The organism is Schaalia canis, assembly GCF_003858455.1.
Classification (GTDB): Bacteria; Actinomycetota; Actinomycetes; order Actinomycetales; family Actinomycetaceae; genus Pauljensenia; species Pauljensenia canis.
In genome coordinates, this window is sequence record NZ_RQZF01000057.1 from 1 (window position 1) to 275 (window position 275).

A 275-nucleotide genomic window follows, 5' to 3' on the forward strand; every position below is an offset into this window, starting at 1 on the left:
ATGTCTCGCGTTCTTTCTACCGAGCAGGCCAAGGCCGCTATCCAGCAGATTCAGTCCATCATTAACGGTGGCTTGACTGACCAGATCTCCCAGCTTGATGCTCAGGGCCGGACCCTGTCTGATCCCAATGTGTGGGATGGTCCCCTGGCTGAGCGTTTCCGTGGCCAGACCTGGCCTGAGACCCGCGCTGCCCTTGAGAAGGCCAAGACTGAACTGGAAGAACTACGTGGCCAGCTCCAGCAGATCTCGACCAACATCTTCCAAGCAGGCGGCGG

Annotated in this window: 1 protein-coding gene; it reads left to right on the forward strand. The window is 58.9% G+C overall.

Translation table 11 applies throughout. The features are described 5' to 3' along the window. Window positions 1-275 (forward strand): pyrophosphorylase (locus EII11_RS10400; protein ID WP_124872496.1); only part of this gene is annotated, 275 nt, incomplete at both ends.